General features: G+C 60.3%; 16 protein-coding genes. 10 read left to right on the top strand and 6 right to left on the bottom strand.

The genetic code is table 11. The annotated features are described in order from the left end of the window. Position 1: 1 nt before the first annotated feature. Positions 2-919, bottom strand: coding sequence for a cysteine synthase A (cysK, locus tag FDY93_RS03130; protein ID WP_138234288.1), 918 nt, complete (start codon positions 917-919; stop codon positions 2-4). A 147-nt stretch (positions 920-1,066) separates the two neighbouring features. On the opposite strand from cysK, the gene FDY93_RS03125 reads away from it, so the two are divergent. The 10 genes from FDY93_RS03125 (at position 1,067) to FDY93_RS03080 (ending at position 11,396) form a co-directional block, all read left to right on the top strand. Continuing rightward, positions 1,067-1,765, top strand: coding sequence for a lysoplasmalogenase (locus tag FDY93_RS03125; RefSeq protein WP_240914027.1), 699 nt, complete (start codon positions 1,067-1,069; stop codon positions 1,763-1,765). An 83-nt stretch (positions 1,766-1,848) separates the two neighbouring features. Then, positions 1,849-2,505, top strand: a complete 657-nt coding sequence (yrfG, locus tag FDY93_RS03120; protein WP_138234287.1) for a GMP/IMP nucleotidase — start codon at positions 1,849-1,851, stop codon at positions 2,503-2,505. Between the two features lie 216 nt (positions 2,506-2,721). Further along, the gene (locus tag FDY93_RS03115) at positions 2,722-3,102 is read left to right on the top strand and encodes an RNA-binding S4 domain-containing protein (RefSeq protein ID WP_138234286.1); all 381 of its coding nucleotides are present in this window, start codon (positions 2,722-2,724) and stop codon (positions 3,100-3,102) included. Positions 3,103-3,428: 326 nt separating this feature from the next. Then, a complete protein-coding gene (locus FDY93_RS03110) occupies positions 3,429-4,964 on the top strand; it encodes a S1C family serine protease (RefSeq protein WP_138234285.1) in 1,536 nt (511 codons plus the stop codon). 24 nt (positions 4,965-4,988) lie between these two features. Then, the gene (locus tag FDY93_RS03105) at positions 4,989-5,423 is read left to right on the top strand and encodes a DUF4124 domain-containing protein (protein ID WP_138234284.1); all 435 of its coding nucleotides are present in this window, start codon (positions 4,989-4,991) and stop codon (positions 5,421-5,423) included. 159 nt (positions 5,424-5,582) lie between these two features. After that, a complete protein-coding gene (hslO, locus tag FDY93_RS03100) occupies positions 5,583-6,461 on the top strand; it encodes an Hsp33 family molecular chaperone HslO (protein ID WP_138234283.1) in 879 nt (292 codons plus the stop codon). A gap of 576 nt (positions 6,462-7,037) precedes the next feature. Then, positions 7,038-8,585, top strand: coding sequence for a phosphoenolpyruvate carboxykinase (locus tag FDY93_RS03095; RefSeq protein WP_138234282.1), 1,548 nt, complete (start codon positions 7,038-7,040; stop codon positions 8,583-8,585). Positions 8,586-8,729: 144 nt separating this feature from the next. Continuing rightward, positions 8,730-9,410: a D-Ala-D-Ala carboxypeptidase family metallohydrolase gene (locus FDY93_RS03090; RefSeq protein WP_138234281.1), complete on the top strand. Its 681-nt coding sequence runs from the start codon at positions 8,730-8,732 to the stop codon at positions 9,408-9,410. Between the two features lie 24 nt (positions 9,411-9,434). Further along, entirely contained in the window at positions 9,435-10,172 is a 738-nt protein-coding gene (locus FDY93_RS03085) for a D-Ala-D-Ala carboxypeptidase family metallohydrolase (protein WP_138234280.1), read from the top strand. Positions 10,173-10,271: 99 nt separating this feature from the next. After that, entirely contained in the window at positions 10,272-11,396 is a 1,125-nt protein-coding gene (locus tag FDY93_RS03080) for an AI-2E family transporter (protein WP_138234279.1), read from the top strand. Between the two features lie 93 nt (positions 11,397-11,489). On the opposite strand, the gene FDY93_RS03075 is transcribed toward FDY93_RS03080, so the two are convergent. The 5 genes from FDY93_RS03075 to FDY93_RS03055 all read right to left on the bottom strand — a co-directional run bounded on the left by FDY93_RS03075 (position 11,490) and on the right by FDY93_RS03055 (position 18,576). Next, a complete protein-coding gene (locus tag FDY93_RS03075; protein ID WP_138234278.1) occupies positions 11,490-12,770 on the bottom strand; it encodes a cellulase family glycosylhydrolase in 1,281 nt (426 codons plus the stop codon). Between the two features lie 199 nt (positions 12,771-12,969). Further along, positions 12,970-14,754: an NPCBM/NEW2 domain-containing protein gene (locus FDY93_RS03070; RefSeq protein ID WP_138234277.1), complete on the bottom strand. Its 1,785-nt coding sequence runs from the start codon at positions 14,752-14,754 to the stop codon at positions 12,970-12,972. A gap of 269 nt (positions 14,755-15,023) precedes the next feature. Continuing rightward, positions 15,024-16,436 carry a nitrogen regulation protein NR(I) gene (gene ntrC, locus FDY93_RS03065; RefSeq protein WP_425462482.1) on the bottom strand — a complete coding sequence of 471 codons (1,413 nt, stop codon included), beginning with the start codon at positions 16,434-16,436 and terminating at the stop codon, positions 15,024-15,026. Between the two features lie 62 nt (positions 16,437-16,498). After that, positions 16,499-17,572: a nitrogen regulation protein NR(II) gene (glnL, locus tag FDY93_RS03060; protein ID WP_138234275.1), complete on the bottom strand. Its 1,074-nt coding sequence runs from the start codon at positions 17,570-17,572 to the stop codon at positions 16,499-16,501. A 323-nt stretch (positions 17,573-17,895) separates the two neighbouring features. Further along, positions 17,896-18,576: a DUF4124 domain-containing protein gene (locus FDY93_RS03055; protein ID WP_240914026.1), complete on the bottom strand. Its 681-nt coding sequence runs from the start codon at positions 18,574-18,576 to the stop codon at positions 17,896-17,898. Positions 18,577-18,608: the final 32 nt, after the last annotated feature.

Genomic DNA, 18,608 nt, shown 5'->3' with positions numbered 1-18,608 from the left:
TTCAGGCGGAAAAGAGATCTTCGATGGACAGATAGCGCTCGCCGGTATCGTAGCTGAACACCAGCACCCGGCTGCCCGGCGCGAGCTCCTGCTCCTTCTGCTTGAGTGCGGCAAGAGAGGCCCCGGACGAGATGCCCACAAAAATGCCCTCTTGCAGCGCGCACTGGCGCGCCATCTCGAAGCTCTCCTCTTCCGACACCGCTATCGTACCGTCGAGAATACCCTTGTTCAGAACCTCCGGCACAAACCCGGCACCGATGCCCTGCAGCCGGTGCATGCCTTTCTCTTTACCCGCAATTACCTGGGATTTCTCCGGCTCCACCGCGAACACCTTGAGGCCCTTCATCGCCTCTTTCAGCACCTCGCCACAGCCGGTGATATGCCCGCCGGTGCCGACACCGGTAATCAGGTAATCCAGCCCCTCGGGGAAATCCGCCAAAATCTCTTTTGCGGTGGTGTTGCGGTGCGCGGTCACATTGGCCGGATTGTTGAACTGCTGCGGCATCCAGCTGTTGGCGTTCTGCGACAGTATCTCCTCCGCCTTGGCGATGGCACCGGGCATGCCATTTTCCTTGGGAGTGAGCACCAACTCCGCTCCCATTGCCTTCATCAGTTTGCGTCGCTCCACCGACATGGACTCCGGCATGGTCAGGATCAGTTTGTAGCCCTTGACCGCCGCCACCATGGCGAGGCCGATACCGGTATTGCCGGATGTGGGCTCCACGATCACACCGCCGGGTTTCAGTGCATCGGATTTTTCCGCATCCTCGATCATACCGAGCGCGATGCGATCTTTGATGCTGCTGCCGGGATTAAAACGCTCCACCTTCATCCACACTTCGATATCGTCGCGGAACAGACGGTTAATGCGCACATGCGGGGTGTTGCCGATGGTTTCGAGGATATTGCGGGCTTTCATCTGTCGCTCCCTGAAAAGACGATAAAAATGGAGACAGCGGGTTGCGGCCCATTTGCTCCGCCGCCCGCTTTCGCGAATACTCGCGCAAGAATACTCCCCCCGCGACAAAGATAAAAACCGGCAGAAAGATAAAAATCAGGAGATGTCATGAACGACGCAGCGATGACCTCAGACCAACACGGTGGAACCTCGCCATCCGCACTTCCAGTCGGGGCCAGCCTGCTGTTCCTGCTGGCGGCGGCGCTGTATACGCTGCTGGACGCCACCGGCACCGAGGCGCTGTGGATGGCGGCGCTCAAGATCGTGCCCATCGGCGTCCTGTTCTGGCTTGCGGCGCAAAGACTGGTTGGCACCACCCGCACCCTGGCCCTGCTGGCACTCGGTTTCTCTGCTATCGGCGATGTGCTGCTGGCCATTCCCTTCGCCAACCATTTCATCTTCGGGCTCGGCGCTTTCCTATTGGCGCAACTGACCTATACCGTGACCTTTGCCCGCAATGGCACGTTGAGCTTGTGCCTGGCGGGGCGCGCTTTCGCGGTGCTGGTGGCGGTTGTGCTGCTGGGCCGCCAGGTGTTGCCCGCTGCGGGCGCGCTGGCGCTGCCGGTGGGGCTGTACATACTTGCGATTAGCGCGATGACCCTAAGTGCCGCCGCCCATCGCAGCGGCTCGTCCCTGCTGTTTGCCGGCGCGCTGACGTTTATGGCCTCCGATGCGCTGATCGCCATCAACCGTTTCGTGAACCCGGTGCCGCTGGCGGGCACCTGGATCATGCTGACCTATTACGTTGCACAGGCGCTGCTGGTAGTGGGGCTGATCCGCGCGGATTTGACGGCGCGGCGGGCCTGATTTGTCGACGTCGCGGGCTTGGTGGATAATGAACGACGTTTTTTTGTACAGCCCGGGCCCATGGGCTATTTGACGAGGTAGTCATGCTGGATTGGAGCCGGATCGATACGGTGCTGTTGGATATGGACGGCACGCTGCTGGATCTGCACTACGACAATCATTTCTGGATGGAGCATCTGCCGCTGCGCTATGCGGAGGCGAACGATATTTCAGTGCCGGAGGCGCGAGAGCTGGTGATCCGCATGACCGATGCGTTGCGCGGTACTCTGGATTGGTACTGTCTGCGCTACTGGTCCGATGCGCTGAAGATGGATATTGCGGCGATGTACCGGGAAATTGAGGACCGCATCGCACTGCGCCCGCACACGGACAATTTCCTGCGCAGCCTGCGGCAGATGAACAAGCGCGCGCTGCTGGTGACCAATGCGCACCCGGATGGGCTGTCGCACAAGCTTGAGGTGACCGGGATCGATCAGTGGCTGGATGAGATTATTTCTTCCCATGACCTGGGCCATGCGAAGGAAAGTGTACTGTTCTGGCACTCCCTGCAGGAACGCCAGCCGTTCGATCCGGAGCGCACACTGTTTGTGGATGACAACCTGCATGTGCTCGGTGCGGCGCGGGATTACGGGATTGCGCATCTGCTGTGTATCCGCCAGCCGGATAGCAAGCACCCAGCTCGAGAGATTTCTGAATTCCCCGCGATTCACGACTTCGATGAGATTTTGGGGGTTCTCTGAGGTTTTTTTGGAGCTCCGGTCGTACCTGCAGTAGCGGCCGGGCACCGGGCAAGGGTTTTCAGGACCGCTGTGAACCCATCCCTGGGCGCTGCGGCGCAAACATCCTGTTTGCGACGCTCCTGAAAACCCTTGCCCGGCACCCGACCTTCGCATAACGATTCAGGCTTCGTAGTTTTTGTAAATTCGTAGCTATTTTTATTTTTTGAAATTTAGTTGATGGATAAAGTTCGTATTGATAAGTGGCTCTGGGCCGCGCGATTTTTCAAGACTCGCAGTCTCGCCAAGCAGGCGATTGAGGGCGGGAAAATTCACGCGGATGGCCAGCGCATTAAAGCCAGCAAGGAAATTTCGCTGGGAATTACTCTCACCATTCGCCAGGGTTGGGATGAGAAAGTTGTGGAGGTCATTGCGCTTTCTGATCAGCGCCGCGGTGCCGACGTTGCCCAAACGCTGTATCGGGAGACGGAAGAAAGTATTTCGAAGCGCGAACAGTTTGCGGCCGACCGCAAAGCAAATAACGCAATGATCCAGAGCGACCGTCCCAACAAAAAGCAGCGCCGACAGATCCACAAGTTCATTCGCGAATCCCAGGACTAATTAATTCGTACCAATCCCACTGGATGCCGGGTCAAGCCCGGCATGACGTTACCCTGAGCCCCGTCATCCCGGACTTGATCCGGGATCCAGCAGCTACGAAGTGCCAGATAAAGAAGCTAAGGCCGGGTGCTGGGTGGAGCTTTTCAGGAGCGTCTCAAACAGGATGTTTGCGCCACAGCGCCCATATATGGGTTGAAGGGGGGCGCCTAGCCCGGTCCTGAAAGCCCCACCCAGCACCCGGACGCCGCCAAAGGGCATTCAGAGCACCGAGACCCCGAACCGAAGTGCTAAACTCCCGAAACCTAACGAATAACCAAGAAGCCGCAATGAAACACCTGCTGAAACCCTGCTTGTTAAAACTGGGCCTACTGATCCTCTGCTGCACCCAGCTCGCCCACGCCGACAGTCGCGAGCACGAGCAGCTCAAGCGCTCGATCATCAAGATCTACACCACCGCCGCCGCGCCCGACTACTTCAACCCCTGGGCCCTGCTCAACGCCCAGCAACTGTCAGGCTCCGGCGCCGTCATCAAAGGCAAACAGATCCTCACCAACGCCCACGTCATCGCCGACGGCAGCTTCATCCAGGTGCAGCGTCACGGCGACGCGCAGAAATTCCGCGCGCGGGTCAAATTCGTCTCCCACGACGCCGACCTCGCCCTGCTCAGCGTCGACGACGAAACCTTCTTCGACGACACCCGCCCACTCGCCTTCGGCACACTGCCCGAACTGCAGGAAGAGGTCACCGTCTACGGCTATCCCATCGGCGGCAAGTCCCTGTCCATCACCCGCGGCGTACTCTCGCGGGTCGAGCACCAGTACTACGCCCACGCTGAAAGCTACCTCATGGCCGGCCAGATCGACGCCGCCATCAACCCCGGCAACAGCGGCGGCCCGGTGATCTCCAACGGCAAGATCGTCGGCGTCGCCATGCAGACCAACAACAGCAACGGCGCCGAGAATCTCGGCTATTTCGTGCCGCCGAGCGTGGTCGAACATGTGCTGGAAGATGCCGAAGACGGCGTGCACCAGGGTTTCCCCGAACTCGGCGCTGTGACCCAGAGCCTCGAGAGCCCGTCGATGAAGGCCGCGGCAGGTCTGGCGAAAGATCAGGAAGGCGCGCTGGTGGTGCGGGTGTTTGAAGATGCGCCAGCGGCGCAGGTGCTCAAGGCGGGAGATGTACTGCTGCAGGTGGACGGCTTCGACATCGCCGCGGACCGCACCATAGAGTGGCGTGAAAATCAGCGCACCAACTACCACTACGCCGTGGATCACCACCACGTGGGCGACGAGTTGCCGGTGCGCTTTTCCCGCGACGGCAAGATTCACAACGCGAAAATCACCCTCGCCGCCACCCCGCCCTCGCGCTCGCTGGTGCAGGGGGAGAAGTTCGACCAGCGTCCGCGCTATTACATCTACGGCGGCGTGGTATTTGTGCCGCTGAACATGAACCTGATCAAACGCTGGGGCAACAACTGGCACTCCAAAGCGCCGATCGAGTACCTCTACGCCCGCAACCAGTGGTCGAACCCGGAGCAACAGGAACTGGTAGTGGCCCTGAAGGTGCTGCCGGCGCCGGTGAATCTGGGTTATCACGACTGGAAAAACTGGATCATTGAGAGCGTCAACGGCGAGCAGATCCGCGATTTCCTGCAGTTCGCGCAGTTGATGGAATCCAGCGAAGGGGAGTTTGTGGAACTGAGAGACAGCTCCGGCTATCGCATGGTGCTGGACACCGCGGCGTCGCGCGAGCAGCAGCCGCTGATCCTGCAGACTTACCAGATTCCCGAGCGCCACTCGCAAGGGCTGTTTGGAACCCTCGCCGAACGCGAGACCGCAGAAGCGCTCGGCCAGGTTCAGTAAGCAGACATTATCCAGGGAGGGGAAATGATACGAGCAGTGTTGTTGATCGCCTGCAGTGTGCTGGCCATCCACGCCGACGCACAGCAGCTCTATCGCTGGGTGGATGCGGACGGCAAGGTCCACTTTGGCGACCGACCGCCGGCGGCAGCGAAGGCGGAGCCGCTGGACGGAAAATTGAAACCGGTGAACGGCGCCGAGCCTACCCGACGCCAGGATTTTCCGGACACTTCGCGCTCCCGGGAGATTGAGCGCGAGTACGCCGCGCGCAAGGAATCGCAACAGTCGCGCAGCCTGCAACAGCAGCAGATCGCCTGCCAGCGCGCGCGCCGGCAACTGCAGATACTTCAGGGGCGGGTGTATTTCGTCGACGAAAACGGCCAGGAGTCCACCATCAGCGAGCGCCAGCGGCAGCAGGAGGCCCAGAAGCTGGAAGCCGAGATCCGCCGCTATTGCGGCTGAGCGGTCAACCCGCCACTGCAATCGTCGCTATCATAGAAGACCGTCGTTTTCGCGCGCGGCAGGCCCCGGCGGGCGGCTGGACTTTTCCGTGGCAGAGCAGACCTGGTACCGGCAGGCTGCTAGAATCGCCACCCCCAGATTTTCGTGAGGCACTCAGTCATGTCGGACCAGTTGGAACGCTTCATTTTCTCCAGGCACGATATTCGCGGCCAATTGGTCACACTCACCAAAGCCTACCGCGAAGTGCTTGAGCACAACCAGCTGCCTGCGCCGGTGCAGCGCCTGCTGGGCGAGTTTCTCGCCGCCGCCTGCCTGCTTTCCACCACACTCAAGTTCGAAGGCATTTTGATGCTGCAGGCCCGCGGCGAAGGCGACGTGCCCCTGCTGGTGGCGGAGTGCACGCACCACAGTGATGTGCGCGGTCTGGCGCGGGTAGCGGAAGGTGCGGAAATACCGGAAGGCGCAACCCTGCGCGAGCTGGTGGGCAATCGCGGCGCGCTGGTGATTACCGTGGACCCGCAGGAGGGCGAGCGCTATCAGGGCATTGTGCCGTTGGAAAAAGATACCCTGGCGGAGTGCCTGGAGGATTATTTCACCCAGTCCGAACAACTGCAGACCCGCTTCTGGATCGAGTCGAGTGCGGATACGGTGGGCGGCGTCATGCTGCAGGTGCTGCCGGGCAACAATGCGGCCAGCGAAGCGGAGAACGCGGATGCCTGGGAGACTGGGGTGCACCTCGCAGCCACTGTCACCGCAGAGGAACTGCACAACCTGCCGCACGATCAGTTGCTGGTGCGGTTGTTCCACGAACTGGAACCCGCGAGCCTCGGTACCGCCAATATCCGCTTCAAGTGCAGCTGTTCTCCCGAGCGCAGCGCGCGCGCGCTGATCGCCATGGGACCGGAGAATGTGTACACCCTGCTGGAGGAGCAGGGCGGGGAGATCACCGCGGACTGCCAGTTCTGCAACCGCACCTATCGTTTCGATCGCGAGAAGATAGAAGCACTGTTCAACGCTCCACCACACACCCTGCATTGAACCCCGAACACAACCCCTGCAGTCAGAAGGCGCGCCATTGGCGTAATGGTGCTCACTTAAGCAGCTCTGTGGCGGTGCCGCTACCGGGTGCGCTCTTGCGAGACACGCCGTAGACCCATCCATGGGGGCTCTTCTGCGAGGTCCCTCTCGCAGAAGGTCTCACAAGAGCGCACCCGGCATCGCCACCTTCGCCCGATATTTTGCTAAGTGAACCGCATTACGCCATTGGCGCGCTTTTTTGTATCTGCCGCCAATGCGATCCCGCTCCGGCGGCCACCCTCCCGCTGGCCTTCCTCGCGCTGTAGTTGAAACTACAGAACCACCAATATTCCCAATATTTATGAAGTAAAAAAACTACATCATAAATTTCGATGAAATTTCGCTAAAAATTTTCCTGACAACGCTGTCTTTGATCAAAATTTATTCTGTTTTTCTGTGATCAGAAATTGAAGTTTGCCATAATGCGCCCGCTCGCGAGGCCTGGCCGCAGATGCCGCGCGCGGAAGCTTGTCGCGGTATCTGGCGGCACCCCCTACTATTTATTTCAGTGATACAACTTTCATGGGTAATAAGCGAATGGCACAGCAAGTCGATACGGTGCAGGTATTTTCCAACCTTTCCGCCGCGCAACTGGTGGAGCAGGCACTGCAGCGTGGCGAAGGCCACCTTACGCACACCGGTGCTCTGTTAGCCGTTACCGGTGCGCGCACCGGTCGCTCGCCGGCGGACCGTTTTGTGGTGGAGGAGCCGTCCACCGCCGACAGCATTGAGTGGGGAAGCGTGAACCGCCCCTTCCCGGCGGACAAGTTCGACGCCCTCTGGAGCCGTGTCGAGGACTATGTTGCCAGCCACGACAGCTTCGTACAGCAGCTGCACGTGGGTCAGGACGAGGACCACTATATTCCCGTGAAGGTGACCACCCAGACCGCGTGGCACAACCTGTTCGGCCGCAACATGTTTATCCGCGCCGAAAAGTACAATCCCAAGGGCAAGGAAGAGTGGCGTATCCTGCACGCGGCCAACTTCGAGTGCGACCCGTCCCGCGACGGCACCAACTCCGAGGGCTGCGTGATCATCAACTTTGCCAGCCGCAAGGTGCTGCTGGCCGGTATGCGCTACGCCGGCGAAATGAAAAAGGCCATGTTCTCGGTGCAGAACTTCCTGCTGCCGGAAAAAGACGTGATGCCGATGCACTGCGCGGCCAATGTGGGCAAGGACGGCGACGTGTGCCTGTTCTTCGGCCTCTCCGGCACCGGCAAGACTACCCTGTCCGCGGACCCGGAACGCTACCTGATTGGCGACGACGAACACGGCTGGGCCAAGGGCGGTGTGTTCAATATGGAGGGCGGCTGCTACGCCAAAACCATCAACCTGAGCCAGAAGAATGAACCGGTGATCTGGGATGCCATCCGCTTCGGCGCCATTGTCGAGAACGTGGTGACCGACGACGCCGGCGTGCCGGACTACGACGACACCAGCCTGACCGAGAACGGCCGCTGCTCCTACCCGCTGGAGCACGTGGAAATGCGTCAGCTCGAGAACCGCGCCGGCGAACCGAAGAACGTGATCTTCCTCACCTGCGACGTGACCGGCGTACTGCCACCGGTAGCCATCCTGTCCAAGGAAGCGGCCGCTTATCACTTCCTGTCCGGTTACACCGCCCGTGTGGGCTCCACCGAACTGGGTGCGGAAGCGGGCATCAACCCCACCTTCTCCACCTGCTTCGGCGCTCCCTTCATGCCGCGCGCGCCGCGCGAATACGCGGACCTGCTGATGAAGCGTATCGAGGGCTTCGGGTCCAGAGTCTACCTGGTGAACACCGGCTGGACCGGCGGCTCCGGCGACAAGGGCAAACGCTTCCCGATTCCGGTCACCCGCGCGGTGGTAGCGGCGATCCAGAACGGTGCACTCGACAATGTCGGTACCGAGCACCTGGACATCATGAACCTGGAAATCCCGCTGGAAGTACCGGGTGTGGACAAGTCCTACCTGAATCCGCGCAACGCCTGGGCCGATCCTGCAACCTACGACGCGGCGGCGAAAAAACTCGCCGCACTGTTTGCCGACAACATCGGCAAGTTCGCAGTCAGCGACGAAATCAGAGCAGCCGGCCCCAAAGGGTGATGGTGCGCTGATCCAGCATAAAGGCGGTCTCTGACCGCCTTTTTTGTGTCCGACAGTTTCCGCGCCGGAAAGCTATAGTTTTTGGAGAGCCAGTGTTCCGTCACGGCTTTCCGATCAAACCACAGGGGCAAACAGGCAGCGGGCATGCCGTCGGGCAATCCACTCTCCAGATTCAGGCGTCGCTACGATCATCTCTCACCCAGTCAACAGACCAACTGGTGGGTGGTGGTGGGCGTGGCCGCACTGCTGTTACTGCTGCTGCTCGGGCTTTGGGTCTACCTGCTGTTCGAGGCGCGGGAGAAGCCCTATATGGATCTCAAGGGCTACCGCGTCGCGACACCCGCGAGCTTCAACGCGTTCCTGCGCACCGGTGCGAACCGACGCAAGTTCGACCAGTTTGCGCGCTTCCTGCAAGAAGCCGGGGTGGCGGATGCCATTGAACCGGAAAGCTTGCTGCGCCAGGGATCCGACTGGCTCGACATTGACGAGCCGCCCTTTGCCATCCCGCCGCGGGACTACTGGCCGAATATCGTCGCCACCCTGAGGCTACTCCGCGACGAGGTGGTGCCCGCCATCGGCCCCGTGGATATCGTCTCGGCCTTTCGTACCGACAGCTACAATCGCAAAGCGGGCGGCTCCCACAAAAGCAAGCACAGAACCTTCTGCGGTGTCGATCTGGTACCCCGCTCCAATATCGGCCGCAGTGAACTGATCGAGGAACTGCGCAACCTGCACGCGCGCCTCGGCCCCGACAGTCAGATGGGGCTCGGCATCTACAGCGGTGTGCGCTTTCATGTGGACACCTGCGGCTTTCGCCGCTGGTAATCGAGTAGCCCGGTAGTTGCCAGCATGGATATCAAAGAAAGTCCGGATCACGAGTTTATCGACATCCACATCGAGCGCCGGCGGGTGATATGGATCACTGCACTGGTGCTCCTGTGCACCCTGGTACTCGTGGTACTGACGGTGGAAAAAGTGCGCGAACTGGCGGAGCGCGCGGTGCGTCCGGTGGAATATATCCCCGTTCCCAAACCCGAGCGGATACCCATCGCACCCGACGCGCCTCTGGTTTTCAAAATCAAAGGCTATTCCGCAGCCTCCGTCGGGTCGTTTGAAAAATTTCTCGATGAGGGCAACAACCGGCAGAAATTTGAAAAGCTGAAATTTTTTCTCGACACCAAGGGTGTCGGGGATGTGGTGCCGCCGTTTGAACTGCTGCGCCAGGGTAGCGACTGGCAGGAAATCGGCGAGCCCCCCTTCGCAATCCCACCGGAGCGCGACTGGAAAACCATGGTGGATACCCTGCGGGTGATTAAAAATTTTGTGATCCCCGAAATTGGCCCTGTGGTAGTACTCTCCGGCTGGCGCACGCCCAAGTACAATGCCAAAGCGGGCGGCGCGCGGTCGAGCAAGCACCTGCATTTCTGCGGTTTGGACATGATTCCGGAGGCCGATTACACCCGCGCGGAGCTACTGCCAAAGTTGCGCAAGATCCACCAGCGCCACGGGCGCAAATGGAACATCGGCCTCGGTATCTATAGCGGCATTCGCTTTCATATAGACACCTGTGGTTTCCGGCGCTGGTAAGCACCCCGCTATCTGGTTACATTAGCCCCACATCGCCCGGCGCCACCCGCGTCGCGCCAGGAAGTACACACAAACAACAAGATTCCTCGGGGGCAGGCAGTGCAGGAAAAACTGGAAAGACGCTCATTCATTTTCACTCTGCTGCTGGTGACGGTTGCCTTTGTCCTGCTGCTGAAGCCGTTTTTTACCGCCATTTTCTGGGCCTGTGCGGTCGCACTGATCTTCCATCCGCTGTATCGCTACCTGCTCAAGCGCTTTCCCGCATGGCCAAATCTCACCGCACTGGTGACCCTGCTGCTGTGCTTTATCGCCGTGGTGATTCCGGTACTGCTGGTGGCGAGCTCGTTTATCAGTGAAGTGGCGAGCCTGTACCAGAAGGTGCAATCCGGCGAGATCAATCTCGGTGCCAAGGTAGAGCAGGTGCGCGCCGCTTTTCCGGGCATCAACGCCGCACTGGAGCGCTTTGGTATGGATTTCGAGGGGCTGAAGCAACGCCTGCTGGGTGGGCTGATGACCGCGGGCAGCCTGATTGCGAAAAACGCCCTGGCGCTGGGCCAGAATACCCTCAACTTTTTTGTCAGCCTCGGGCTGATGATGTACCTGACCTTTTTCCTGATCCGCGACGGCAACTCGCTGGTGGCACTGCTAATCCGCGCACTGCCACTGGGCGACGAGCGGGAAAAACTGCTGCTGGCCAAATTCGCCGAAGTCACCCGCGCCACCATCAAGGGCAATCTGGTGGTGGCCGTGACGCAGGGCACCCTGGGCGGGCTGATTTTCTGGGTGCTGGATCTGCCGGCACCGCTGCTGTGGGGCGTGGTGATGACGGTGCTGTCATTGCTGCCGGCAGTGGGCGCGGCCATCATCTGGTTTCCCGCCGCACTCTATCTGTACTCCACCGGTGAAGCGGTCAAAGCCACGACGCTGATGATCTATGGGGTGCTCGTCATCAGCCTGGTGGACAATATCCTGCGCCCGATCCTGGTAGGCCGCGACACCAAGCTGCCGGATTACATCGTGCTGTTTTCCACCGTCGGCGGGCTCATCATGTTCGGCATCAGCGGTTTCGCCATAGGCCCGCTGCTGGCTGCACTGTTCATGGCGTTCTGGGAAATTTTCATGCGCGAGTTCATCCGCCGCGATGAACCACTGCTGCCGCCGCGGGACGAATCGCCGCTGGACGAGCTGGACAAGCGCGACTCTTCCGCGGACAGTGCGCTGTAAGCCCGCACCGACTTCGCCGCTGCTTTACATAGGCAACAGGCCCCGGTCACCTTTTCGGTGCCGGAGCCTGAATGTCAAACCGCAGCTATCACTCTAATGCGGACAGATGCTCGCAGACACACAGCTCTGGTTGTTCTCCCAACCCCAGCCGCCATTGTCGTTCTCGCACATCGGCCATACGCTGCCATCGCTCCAGGTGCAGGTTTGTGCCGCGTCTTCACCCGGGCAAATACTGGCGGAAACACAACTCGCATTGTTCTCCCAACCCCAGCCCCCGGTGTCGGTCTGACACATGGGCCATACGCTGCCGTCGCTCCAGAGACAGCTTTCGCTGCTGCCGCCGCCAGAGCTGGATGACCCGGACGAGCTTGAACCGCCACTAGAGCTGCCACTGCCCGTATATACGGAAGCGATCTGGGATGTCTCGCGAATACCGTTGCTGCCGTTGATCAGGCGGTTGCCCCACGCACTCAAATTGTCCGGATCAAAATTCAGCGCGATATCGAGATCGGTACAACAGCTGCCATTTCCCGACCAGGACCACCCCAGATACCCGAAGCCGAGTTGTTGTGCATAGGAAAAGATGGAGTCCTCATCGACATTCCCGCCTCCGTGTGTCGCACCAAACTCGCCCACCACCAGGGGCAGATTGTGGTTGGCAAATGCCTGCATGTAGCTGCTTACCTTCGAGGCATCGCTGAAGACTTCGTACATATGCACATCAAAAATCACATTGCGCGCGGGATCACTGGAAAAAATATTCGGTGCGTTATTGCGCATAAAAAACTGCCAGTCCTGCCCCCAGTTGCCGGCGTCCACCATAATGGTGTGAGTGATCCCGCCGTTGCGAAGTGCCTGTATCGCTCCCTTCGTGTCATTGACGTAGGTACTTTCCGCCACAGAATTGCCGAAGGGCTCGTTGGCAATATTGATGATAACGAAGTCCTCTTGCCCCTGGATCACCGGCAGTATGTCTGACGAAAGCCAGTAGTTGGTGGCGTTGGAGATATGTGTCGCGGACCCCTGTTCCGGATAGCCGGTTGAGTCGTGCACTTCCAGCACGCAGATCAATTTATTGGCCTTGCACAGTTCGATGATATTTTGCACTTCATCACCGTTGTTTCTCGTCCACTGTGTGCCATTGCTCAACACCACACGTACGGTGTTCGCTCCTGCGGCGGCGATATCGGCAAATGCGCCGTTCTGGCCGGTGTACCAGGTATACGCGTGATTGATTCCACGCATCACAAACACATTTCCGTTCCCATCCAGCAGGGCGCGGCCGGATACCTGGAAACCGGCGAGCGCATTCAGCGCGGTTGAGGCCAACACCAGGGAAAGCAGAAACTGGATTAACTTGCATCGCTTGAACATTTGAGTGCTCCACTCCATTTGAGAACCGTACAGCAGGCAACCACCACTATGTTGGGTACTGCGCTATAGGGAGTTGAAACCGGTTACATTTTTATTGGTTTATTTACCCGGATAGGGCGAGAGGGATAGTGCCACACGGTGTAACCGGTTACAAAATGGATAGAGCGCCAACCTGGCTTATTCTGATGCGGAACGCGCCTCAGCGGCGCGCCATCGTCAGAGCACCGCGCTCCGGAATGCCCTGCCAGAAGCCCGCCTCTGCCCAGTTGGCGTGATCCGAGCTGATGTCTCCCACCCCGTGCACCTGGAGACTCAGGGTCTGTGCATTGTCCACTGGCAGAACCACTTCACCTGGCGCCTGCCAGCCCACAATCCCGCTTTGCCACACCGGGCGCCCGTCCAGCAGGATCCTGAAGCGTACGCGCCCGCGCTCGCCGGAACGGTTGAGTCCGTAAAAACTGTGAAAATAGCGCGCGCCCTCCGGTATACGGAATACCACCTGCGAGTAGGCATGTACGCCCAGCCCCTTGTCAAAGCGATGACCATGGATATCCAACGGTTCGTCGCTTACTGCGCGGTCGCGGCTCAGACGCCCCCACTGCTGTTCAACAGAGAGCTCACGGTAATCGCTGAGATACAGGCGCCCGCGCTCGTCCCAATTGGCGTGGTTGAGGCGGTGTAACTGGTGCAGCTCCACACCGGCAAAGGTGAACACCATCAGTGCCGCTACAGCTCCGCCGTGCAACCGGCACAACACAGAGGTGAAATATCGGGTGCCTGCGCGCGGACGCAGCAGAGCCGCAATCCGCGCAGCGGGAAGTACAAAGACCATCAATGCCGCAAGTCCCACCCCGAGAACCAGCCAGGATAGCTGCTGCCACACCGCGTGCCCGGCAAGCGGAAGCACCAGCACGATATTGAGTGCCACCACCAGATTCGCCAGGTGCAGCCACACCCCGTGAAAGTAGCCGCGCGCGCATCCCAGCGCGGCAAACGGCACCATCAGGAACAGGTAGCGCTCATGCATGGAAGGCGCAAGCGCGAAGAATCCCAGCAGCATCACCATACTCAGACCCACCACCTCGCCAAACCGGCGGCAGCCCACCCAGGCCCGCGCCATGCACAGCACCGACACCAGCAGGAACAAGCCGAGTCCCAGCTTTTGGGGCGTCGCCCAGCCGACACCCGGGATCAGAGGTAAGTGCATGTCGGTGTTATTGCCGGCGAGCAGGAACCAGAGATTTGCGGCGTTCATGGTAGAAAAGGGAAAAATGTCTGCGTTGCCGAGATAAGCCGCGTGAAACATTTCCTGAAAGCGCCCCACCCAAATAAACGGCAGAAAGGCCACAAACCCCACCAGCAGAAATCCTGCCAGCGCCCGCGGCGCGTAGTGCCAGGTGCGGAGGCGCCAGCGGTGCATGAACAGGCCCGCCAGTACCGGCAGTATTACAATGGCCTGGAACTTCCACACCAGCGCCAGCGCAAACGCAGCGCCGGCGGCAAAGAAGCGCGCGCGAAAAGCGCACACCAGAGATATCCACATGGGTAGGAATGGCAGCAGATCCACCTGTCCCCACACAGGGCCGTCCAGTAGCAGTGCCGGACTCGCCACCACACTCCAGAAAACCGGGCTGCGCAGCGGCTCGATACCGCGCTCCACAAGCAGCCGCTCCACCTGCTGGCACAGCCACAACTGGGTGGCGAGCACCGGCAGCAGCACAAAAAATTTGAGCTGCATCGGCGACGCCGGTGGGTATTCCAAATTCAGCGCGTCAAACAGCTGAGCCAACAGCCAGAACCAGTGCAGCAGCATCGGCGGGTAGTTCGCCTGGATATGCCCGTAACCCTGCGACAGCGCCGCCATCCAGTCGCTCCAGTAACCCAGGTCGCCGCCGTGGCCGTTCCAGAACAGGGCACAGAAAAAGAACAGGGTACACAGTGGCATGGCCCAATTCCGCTGGGCCGGGCTGAGGTCCTTGAGCATGGTTTTTCTTTTCGCAATCCGGGAAATTCCTGTCCGCTGATCTCTGCGTGCATACGCAAAAACAGCAACCTGCAGCAATAGAACGACCACATAGTCCCGGTAGTCGTCCGCAAGGTGCGGCAAGTGGCGCCAATGAGCGAAATCTGGGATGCGCGTCACAAATACGACTGGATCGTGGCTCAGAGCGGGAGGCCAGGGGATGCGCCCGGCAGAAGACCGGGCGCAGGAGGGGCATTTTCAGCCGCGGGGGAAGAGGGCGCGGTGTGCGCTCAATCGTCCCCGCCGCTCATCCCCAGCTCCTTGAGTTTGCGGGTGAGGGTGTTGCGTCCCCAACCGAGCAATTCCGCGGCATCGCGTTTGCGGCCGGCGGTATGTTTGAGGGCGATTTCAATCAGAGCGCGCTCGAACGCGGGCACCGCCTGGCCGAGGATTTCCCGCTGGCCGGTGGCGAGCGCCTGATCCGCCCACAAGCGCAGGGCTTTCTGCCAGTCCTGAGGCACTTCGCTGCTGGCGCTCTGCTGGTGTAATTCCGGCGGCAGGTCATCGACATGCACCTCGCGACCGGAGGCCATCACGGTGATCCAGCGGCAGGTATTTTCCAACTGGCGTACGTTGCCGGGCCAGTCGAGACTGGCGAGGTACTCCTCGGTTTCCTTGAGCAGGATTTTCGGTTCTACCCCGAGGTCTTTGGCGGCAATGTTGAAGAAGTGGCGCACCAGGCGGGGAATGTCTTCGCGGCGATCGGCAAGACGCGGGATGTGAATGCGGATGACGTTGAGGCGGTGGAACAGGTCTTCGCGGAATTTGTGCTGTTCGACAAGGCGTTCGAGATGCTGGTGGGTCGCGGCGATGATCCTTACATCCACTTTTACCGGGGTGTGGCCGCCCACCCGGTAAAACTCCCCGTCTGCCAGTACCCGGAGCAGACGGGTTTGAGTCTCCGCGGGCATGTCCCCGATCTCATCCAGAAACAGGGTGCCGCCATTGGCCTGCTCGAAGCGGCCGGCGCGCTGGGCGCTGGCGCCGGTGAAGGCGCCCTTTTCGTGGCCGAACAGCTCGGATTCCATCAAGTCGCGGGGAATCGCCGCCATGTTCAAAGCAATAAATGGCTGGCTCTTGCGCGGACTGTGGTTGTGCAGCGCCGCCGCCACCAGCTCCTTACCGGTGCCGGATTCGCCGTTGATCAGCACCGTGATATTGGAGTGCGACAGGCGGCCGATCGCGCGGAACACCTCCTGCATCGCCGGCGCCTCGCCGATGATTTCCTTATTGCCAGTACCGTTTTCAATGACTACGGGCTCTTCCGGCTTCTGCTCGTTGGCGTGGGCCAGGGCGCGGCGCGTTACCGCCACCGCTTCGTCAACGTCGAACGGTTTCGGCAGATATTCGAAGGCGCCGCCCTGGTAGGCCGCCACCGCACTGTCGAGATCCGAGTGGGCGGTCATGATGATGATCGGCAGCGACGGGCGCTCCGCCTGGAAGCGCTGCAACAATTTGAAGCCGTCGGACCCGGGCATGCGGATATCGCTGATCACCACGTCGGGGGTTTCGCTGTAGAAGTCGTCCAGCGCGCGATCGCCGTTTTCGTAACAGGTGGTGTCGATCCCGGCACGAGACAAAGCGCGCTCCAGCACCCAGCGGATGGAGCGGTCGTCATCAATGATCCATACGCGATTGTTCATAGTAATTTCCCGGCTCTGTGATTACTTTCTAATAATTCTGCTACTCGCATTGCCGCCGATCGCTAGTCGCTTACCAGCGGCAAATAAATCTGGAATTCGGTCAGCCCCGGCTGGCTTTCGCATTTGATGAGCCCCCGGTGCTGATTGATGATGTGCTGGGAAATGGACAGCCCCAGCCCCGAGCCCTCAGCGCGCCCGGAAATCATCGGGTAAAAAATGCGTTCGCGGATGTCTTCCGGAATCCCCGGGCCGTTGTCGACGATGTCGATGCGGCACACCAGCGCACAGTGGCGGCGGCCAATGGTGAACTGCCGCTGCACCCGGGTGCGGATGGTGAGGTTGCCGTCCGCCAGCCCTATATTCTCCGCAATCGCCTGCATGGCGTTGCGCGCGATGTTGAGTACCGCCTGGATCAACTGTTCGCTGTCGGCGGGAATGTCCGGAATCGACGGGTCGTAATCCCGTTTAATTTCCAGCGCACCGTCGCATTCCGCCTCGATCAGCTGCGCCACCCGCTCGGTGATGGAATGCACGTTCACCGATTGCAGTTTCACCGGTTTGCGCGGCCCGAGCATGCGGTCCACCAGATTGCGCAGGCGATCTGCCTCTTCAATGATGATCTGGGTGTACTCACCGAGGCCGTCGTCGTCGAGATCTTTAAGCTCCCTTTGCAGCAACTGTGCCGCTCCGCGAATGCCGCCGAGCGGGTTCTTCACTTCGTGCGCCATGCCGCGAACCAGATTGCGGGTGGTCTCCTGGGCGGAGAGCAGTGCATCCTCGCGCGCGATGCGCAACAGGCGGTCCATGGACTGCACTTCCAATAGCAACAGGCCGAGGTCGGTAAGCGGTGTCACCGAGTAGTCCACGGTGCACTCTTCCAGGTTGTGCAGAAACCACAGGGCGCGGCGCACGGTGTACTTCTCACCGGTGGCGAGCGCCGAGCGCAGCGACTGTTCCGCGGAGCGGGATTCCCGCACCACTTCCTCCAGCGGCAGGCCAATGGCGCGGGCACTGGACGCCGCTACCAGGTCTTCTGCCGCCGAATTGAGGTAGCAGAGCGACAGGTTTTCATCGAGCACCAAAACCGCCGACGTGAGATTGTCCAGCAGCAGGCGTAACTGGCGGTCGTTGAGCATTCAGTCTTCCGAGGTTGAGAATTCCGAGGTTGAGAGAACCGATTTGGTTCACGTTTTCGGCTCGCCTATTGGCAGTGCAAAAAGCAAACCAAAATGGCGCAAAAACCGGATTCACGGGAAACGTTCGGGGGCACCGGAAAAAGATGCCGCCAGGACGTGCACCATTATTGTGCGTAGAGCAAAAAATAGCCAGTCTCGCCGCACAAAATCGGCCGGAGAACAGAGGGACAGCATCGGCGACAGGGGGTGAAGGAGCAAAAATGGGGTAGGGGATGGAAGAGAGATGGTCGCGGGCACCGGAGAGAGTGCCCGCGGGCGCCGCTTCAGCGCGGCTGGGGCTTCGGCGGGCTGGCGATACCGGGGACCTGCGGCGCCTTCGGCATCTGCGGCGCCTGCTCGGCGGGGAAGTCCGGCACCTGACCACCGGGACGCTTCACATGCACCTGGATTACCTGAGACTGCGCCAGCGGTTGACCACCCGCATCCAACAGCACCGCCTGGATGGTGTGGGTGCCGCGCTCCAACGCGGAGATATCCAGGCTGGTTCCCGAGGAGGTGCCGGACCAGCGCTGGCCATCGATCACCGCGTAGAAGGCGTAGCCGTCCCGGGGCACCGGGTCCAGCGCTACCTGCAGCACGATAAAGCGCTGGCCCGGGGGGATGGTGGCATCGTTTGCCGGGCTGACAATGGCAAAATTCACCGGGCGCTGGTCGTCACTGCGCGCCGCCCGCTCTTCCCGTGCGTCGCGGTCCCGTGGCGACAGCTTGCGCAGCGGCAAAGGGGTGGGTTGCACATTGGTGGGACCAATCGCGATCTTTTCCGCCTTCGAGCCCGCGGGTGCGGTATCGCTGAAGGTGACGCGCCCGTCGGGGCCGACGATCCTGTAGACACTGGTGCCGCCAGAGGAATTCTCACTCTGGGCCTCCGCCGCTGCACCCGAATCCTGAAGCGCCAGTGCCGGCGCTGCCAGTAGCATCACCAACAGTGCAATCCTTGTTGTCATGGGCATTCCCGCCTGTTGCATTCTCAATCTTG

It is taken from the genome of Microbulbifer harenosus (assembly GCF_005771435.1).
In the GTDB taxonomy this organism is placed as follows: domain Bacteria; phylum Pseudomonadota; class Gammaproteobacteria; order Pseudomonadales; family Cellvibrionaceae; genus Microbulbifer; species Microbulbifer harenosus.
This window is presented reverse-complemented; position numbering and strand designations above follow the sequence as displayed.